This window comes from Coprobacter sp. (assembly GCF_982436375.1).
Window position 1 is genome coordinate 1 of sequence record NZ_CEWDCG010000181.1, and the last position, 6,288, is coordinate 6,288.

General features: G+C 38.6%; 5 protein-coding genes. 3 read left to right on the forward strand and 2 right to left on the reverse strand.

What is annotated here, in order from left to right; translation table 11 throughout:
• Positions 1-80 precede the first annotated feature (80 nt).
• Entirely contained in the window at positions 81-1,487 is a 1,407-nt protein-coding gene (gene uxaC, locus AC1WHX_RS09735; protein ID WP_122337345.1) for a glucuronate isomerase, read from the reverse strand.
• A 194-nt stretch (positions 1,488-1,681) separates the two neighbouring features.
• Here uxaC and AC1WHX_RS09740 point away from each other — a divergent pair, with 194 nt between their 5' ends.
• Genes AC1WHX_RS09740 through AC1WHX_RS09750 form a run of 3 tightly spaced genes read left to right on the forward strand, consistent with a single transcriptional unit; the run spans position 1,682 to position 5,717 of the window.
• Positions 1,682-2,755 carry a LacI family DNA-binding transcriptional regulator gene (locus AC1WHX_RS09740; RefSeq protein ID WP_009319308.1) on the forward strand — a complete coding sequence of 358 codons (1,074 nt, stop codon included), beginning with the start codon at positions 1,682-1,684 and terminating at the stop codon, positions 2,753-2,755.
• 32 nt (positions 2,756-2,787) lie between these two features.
• Entirely contained in the window at positions 2,788-4,224 is a 1,437-nt protein-coding gene (locus AC1WHX_RS09745) for a tagaturonate reductase (protein ID WP_122337302.1), read from the forward strand.
• 2 nt (positions 4,225-4,226) lie between these two features.
• The gene (locus AC1WHX_RS09750; RefSeq protein WP_302546551.1) at positions 4,227-5,717 is read left to right on the forward strand and encodes a UxaA family hydrolase; all 1,491 of its coding nucleotides are present in this window, start codon (positions 4,227-4,229) and stop codon (positions 5,715-5,717) included.
• A gap of 165 nt (positions 5,718-5,882) precedes the next feature.
• Here AC1WHX_RS09750 and AC1WHX_RS09755 read toward each other — a convergent pair whose 3' ends face one another.
• Positions 5,883-6,203 (reverse strand): MGMT family protein, encoded by a 321-nt coding sequence (locus AC1WHX_RS09755; RefSeq protein WP_009319305.1) that lies wholly within the window; start codon positions 6,201-6,203, stop codon positions 5,883-5,885.
• Between the last annotated feature and the right edge of the window lie 85 nt (positions 6,204-6,288).

Consider the following 6,288-nt stretch of genomic DNA (forward strand, 5'->3'; position numbering starts at 1 on the left):
CCGGTGTGGCCAACCGCAACATGATTTCTCCGAATGTGACTACTTTTTTGCTCATATAGCTTTCAAATAGATATGATTAATTAAAAATTAAAGAATTTTTTTGCATTATAATAGCTGATATCTTCTATCATCTGATTTACCCGATCTATCTCTGAAACAGGAATCTCTCCGTTTTCGACATCTTTACCCACCAAATTACATAAAGTACGACGGAAATATTCATGACGAGGATAAGAAAGGAAACTACGTGAATCGGTAAGCATACCTACAAAACGGCTCAACAATCCTAACAAAGAAAGAGCATTCATTTGCTTTTCCATACCATCTTTTTGATCAAGGAACCACCATCCGGAGCCGAACTGTATCTTTCCCGGAATAGTACCATCCTGAAAATTTCCCAGCATGGTAGCTATCACCTCATTAGCACATGGATTTAAATTATATAAAATCGTCTTTGTCAGTTTTCCCTTAGTATTTAAACGATCCAAAAATTTGGACATTGCTTTAGCTGTCGTAAATTCTCCGATAGAATCAAAACCGGTGTCAGGACCTAATAACTTAAACATTTTTGTATTATTATTTCGAATAGCCCCGTAATGAAATTGCTGAGTCCACCCCTTTTCATAATCCATTTCACCAAATTCAACCAACATTGCCGATTTGAATTTCAGAATCTCCTCGCGAGTCAGTTCTTTTCCTCCGTAAACCTTATTGAAAATAGCCTTGATTTCTGCATCAGTATAGTCTTCAGCATAAAATTCTTCTATACCATGATCCGAAAGTTTACAACCTTGTTGCGCAAAAAAGTCATGGCGCTTACGCAATGCGGCAATCATATCGTCAAAAGTAGAAATTACAATACCGCTTACTTCAGATAATTTCTCTATATAAGCACGAAAATCTGCAGGAATCTCTACCGCCATAGCTTTATCTGGACGCCAAGTCGGAAGCATTTTAATCTCAAAGCCACTTTCACGAGTTTTAATATGATATTCAAGTGAATCTACAGGGTCATCAGTTGTACATACAACCTCAACACGATAACGGCGCATCATCCCTCGAGCAGAATATTCGGGCAAAGCTAATTTAGCATTACATTCGTCATAAATTTCACGGGCAGTTTTAGGATTCAGCACTTTATCGATACCAAACGCAGTTTTCAATTCTAAATGAGTCCAATGATAAAGAGGATTACGCATTGTATAAGGAACTGTTTCTGCCCATTTCTCAAATTTCTCCCAATCAGAAGTATCTTTTCCCGTACAATAGCGTTCTTCTACCCCATTGGTACGCATAGCACGCCATTTATAATGATCTCCACCCAACCAAATTTCGGTTAACGATTTGAACTTATGATCATCTGCAACCATTTGCGGAATCAAGTGGCAATGATAATCGATAATCGGCATTTTTGCCGCATGTTCATGATACAATTTCTGTGCAGTTTCCGTTTGCAACAAGAAATTTTCATCCATAAAGTTTTTCATAATAGAGTATTTTAAATGATGTATAAATGCAAAAAACGACATAGCAAATTGAAAACACAGCCCTATCAAATAAATTCCGTGTTCGGGCACGAAATTACGATTTTTTTTTGAAACACAAAAATATTCTGTATATTTGCAGATGAAATTACAAATTATAAACCGTGTGCACGCACGAATAACAATATATAAGTAATATGAAAAGCTTGCCGGATAAAATACGAATCAAAGATATTGCCCGTTTAGCCAATGTATCTACCGGGACAGTCGATCGCGTATTGCATAACCGAGGTGAGGTTTCGGCTAAAAGCCGCGAAAAAGTTGAAAAAGTTCTCAAAGAGATAAATTATCAACCCAACATTTATGCTTCAGCTCTCGCTTCAAAAAAAAGATACACATTTGTTACATTATTACCGGAATCTAACGAGGGAGAATATTGGAGCGATATAAAAAAAGGAGTAGATCAAGCAGCACATGAGTTTCTGGACTTAAATATCTCTGTAGAACAGATATTTTTCAATCAATATGACAGCACATCGTTCGAAAAAGCAATAGAAACAGTCCTAAAGCTGACTCCGGATGCTGTTTTACTTGCCCCGATATTTAAAGAGCAGTCCATTTCATTAGCAAAACAATTAGAGATTCAAGAAATTCCATACGTTCTTATCGATTCGGATATGGAAGAAATACATTCTCTTGCCTATTTCGGAATGGATTCTTTACAAAGCGGTTATCTTGCTGCCAAATTATTATTAAGCGATGCTTCTCCAAACTCGGAAATTGCGATCTTTCAAGTTTACAGATCCGGGAATAAAGGTTCTAACCAAACAGAACTACGAATAAATGGATTCAAACGGTATATAGAAGAACATCTTCCTACAGCCAAGTTGTTTTCTATTAAAATATATGCTCAAGATCATACCCGCAATCTAAAAATTATAAAAGATTTTTTCAAACAGCATCCCCATATACGAGAAGCGATAACATTCAACTCAAAAGTATATCTGATTACGGAATATCTGGAGAAAATGAATATCTCAGGTATAAAATTTATAGGATATGACCTACTACAAAAAAATGTCAAAGCCCTGAAATCGGGGAAAGTCAATTATCTGTTAGCCCAACGTCCCGAAATCCAAAGTTATAGAGGGATGAAAGCCTTATGTGAATATAAAATATTCAAAAATGAAATAAAACGAAAAAATTTCATGCCGATAGATATTCTGACAAGTGAAAATATCGACTTCTACCTTGATTTTCAATCAATATAAATTAATTAATATCAACCTAATAATTTTATCTTATGAAACAGCTCAACAGAACCAACGTCCAAGCGAACAAGTATCCTGAACGAATCATCCAATTCGGTGAAGGCAATTTTTTACGGGCTTTTGTCGATTGGATCATTTACAACATGAATCAAAAGGCTGAATTCAATAGCAGCGTTGTTATCGTTCAACCTCTCGAAAACGGCATGGTCAATATGCTTAATGAACAGGATGGTTTATATCATGTTAATTTACAGGGGTTACAGAACGGTAAAGAAGTGGACAGCATCCAGTTGATCGATGTGGTGAGCCGGGGATTGAATCCTTATGCGCAATATGATGAGTTTTTGAAATTGGCCGAAAATCCTGAGATGCGTTTCGTCATTTCCAATACTACCGAGGCCGGAATCGCTTTTGATCCTTCTTGTAAACTGGAGGATACGCCGGCTAAATCTTATCCGGGAAAATTGACGCAACTTCTGTTCCATCGTTTCAAAGTGTTTAATGGTGCAATGGATAAGGGGTTGATTATTTTTCCGTGCGAACTGATTTTCGATAACGGAAAGGTGTTGAAAAAGTGTATCGATCAATATATCGAGTTATGGAATCTCGGGGAGGATTTTAAACATTGGTTCGATACCGCCTGCGGCGTTTACTGTACGCTTGTGGATCGTATTGTTCCGGGTTATCCGCGCGATACAATCGGTCAAATTCTCGACCGGATCGGGCTGGATGATAAGTTGGTTGTTAAAGGTGAGATTTTTCATTTATGGGTTATCGAAGCACCGGAAACGGTAGAGAGAGAATTTCCGGCAGACAAAGCTGGTTTGAATGTATTATTTGTTCCGAGCGAAAAACCTTATCATGATCGGAAAGTTACTTTGCTGAACGGACCTCATACGGTTTTGTCTCCAGTGGGATATTTGGCGGGATTGAATACAGTGAAAGAATGTTGTGATGATCCGGTCATCGGACAGTTTGTAAAGAAAGTGATGTATGATGAGTTACTTGAAACTCTTGATCTTCCGAAGGAGGAGTTGATTCAATTTGCCGATGCTGTTATGGAACGGTTTCGTAATCCTTTTGTCAAACATTTCGTAACCAGCATCATGCTTAATTCTTTTCCGAAGTTTAAAACTCGGGATTTGCCGGGATTGAAAATTTTCCTGGAACGAAAAGGGGAATTGCCTTCGGGTCTGGTTTTAGGCTTAGCCGGTATTGTTACCTATTACAAAGGCGGAAAACGGGGGAATGACGAGATCGTACTTAAAGATGACCAAGAGATTATAGACTTATTGAAAAATCTTTGGACTGACGGATGTCCTATGGAGGTAGCTAAGGGGGTGTTAGGTGCTGAATTTATTTGGGGGGAGGATTTAAATCTGATTCCGGGATTGACCGAAAAGTTGTCCGAATATCTCCAAATGATTCAAGATAAGGGCATGAATGAAACTGTTAAATCTATTCTTTAAATATGGGATTGAAGTTTTTAAAAATAAATCCGGCTGATAATGTTGCTGTTGCCATAGATCCCTTGAAGAAGGGTGATTGTATCACGGTAGATGGAAAGGATATTTTCCTGCAAGAAGATATTCCGGCTGGTCATAAAGTAGCACTTAAAGATTTTGCCGAAAACGAGGATATTATTAAATACGGATATGCTATCGGTCATGCTCGTTTTGCCATTATTAAAGGAGCCTGGGTCAATGAAAGGAATATCAAAACGAATCTGGAGGGGTTGCTGGAATATTCATATTCTCCCAATTTGGCAGAACTGAATATTCCGAACAGGAATCTTTCTTTTATGGGGTATCGTCGTAAAACCGGTGAGGTCGGTATCCGGAATGAAATATGGGTGATTCCTACGGTCGGATGTGTCAACGGGATTGTTAACCGATTGGCTGATTCTCTCCGCCGGGAGACCGGGGAGGTAAATGTAGATGCAATAGTTGCCTTTCCTCATAATTATGGATGTTCTCAACTGGGAAATGATCATGAGAATACACGCAAAATATTACGAGATATGGTACTGCACCCGAATACCGGCGCAGTACTGGTCGTCGGGTTGGGCTGTGAGAATAATCAATTAAGTGCTTTTAAGGATTTGTTGGGGGAGTATGATGCCGAGCGCATTCGCTTTATGGAGTGTCAGAAGGTTGATGATGAATATGAGGAAGGCATGAACATCTTGAGACAATTATACGATATCGCTTCTCAGGATGCAAGAGTGGAAGTTCCTTTAAGCGAACTGAAAGTTGGGTTGAAGTGCGGCGGATCGGACGGATTTTCCGGTATTACGGCGAATCCTCTTTTGGGGGTATTTTCTGATTTTCTGGTTGCTCAGGGAGGTACATCTGTTCTTACCGAAGTGCCTGAGATGTTCGGCGCTGAAACGATTTTAATGAACCGTTGCGAGACGCCTGAGTTATTCGATAAAACGGTACATCTTATCAATGATTTTAAGGACTATTTTTTGGCTAATAATCAACCTGTTTATGAGAACCCGTCACCGGGAAACAAGGCGGGAGGCATATCTACTCTTGAGGAAAAGTCGCTGGGGTGTACTCAGAAATGCGGAAAATCGGCGGTAAAGGATGTTTTGATGTATGGAGAGCGTATTCATTCCAAGGGGCTGAATCTTTTAAGTGCTCCGGGGAATGATTTGGTGGCTGCTACGGCTTTAGCTTCTGCAGGCTGCCAGTTGGTGCTTTTTACTACGGGAAGAGGAACGCCTTTCGGTTCTTTTGTCCCGACTATGAAAATCTCAACTAATAGTAAGTTGGCTGTAAACAAACCGAAATGGATCGATTTTAACGCCGGATCGCTTGTTGAAAACGATCTTATGGATGATATTGCCGAACGATTTATTCGTTTTGTTATCGATGTCGCAAGCGGTAGGCGTGTAAACAATGAATTGAACGGATTCCGGGAAATCGCTATTTTCAAGTCCGGGGTGACTTTATAATTTGAAATGTTCCCCGGGAATTAAATACAATATTTCCGGGGAACATTTCTAATTATTTTTTCTCTGTCAAGTTCTTCTTTTCTCTTACAGCCCGTATAATTTTCTGATAAAAAAATACAAATCAGACATTTATTTTTATTTCAAAAAAACGATAGTTTATAACTTTCACATTTTAGGCAATATTGCTACTTCTCTCCAATTATGCTTTTTCAAATCTACACAACCATTTTTTTTGAAAGTTATACCCTCTTTTTCAAGTAAATTCCGTTGTTCTTCCCAGCCGGGAACTAGCCGTCCCTGACTGTTTATTACCCGATGACAAAATGGATGCAATTCTTTCGGAGCTCGAGACATCGCCTGCCCCACCATACGAGAACACTGAGGCTTTCCCAATAGTCGGGCTACCTGACCATATGTCACAACACTTCCCCGAGGTATTTCCTTTATAATATCATAAACACCGATAATAAATTCATTTTTATTCATCTTCGAATTCGATAGACATTATTTTAAAGACAAAAATAATATCAGAATTTTTATGAAGAAGAACTTTGTAAGGCAAAAATAAAAT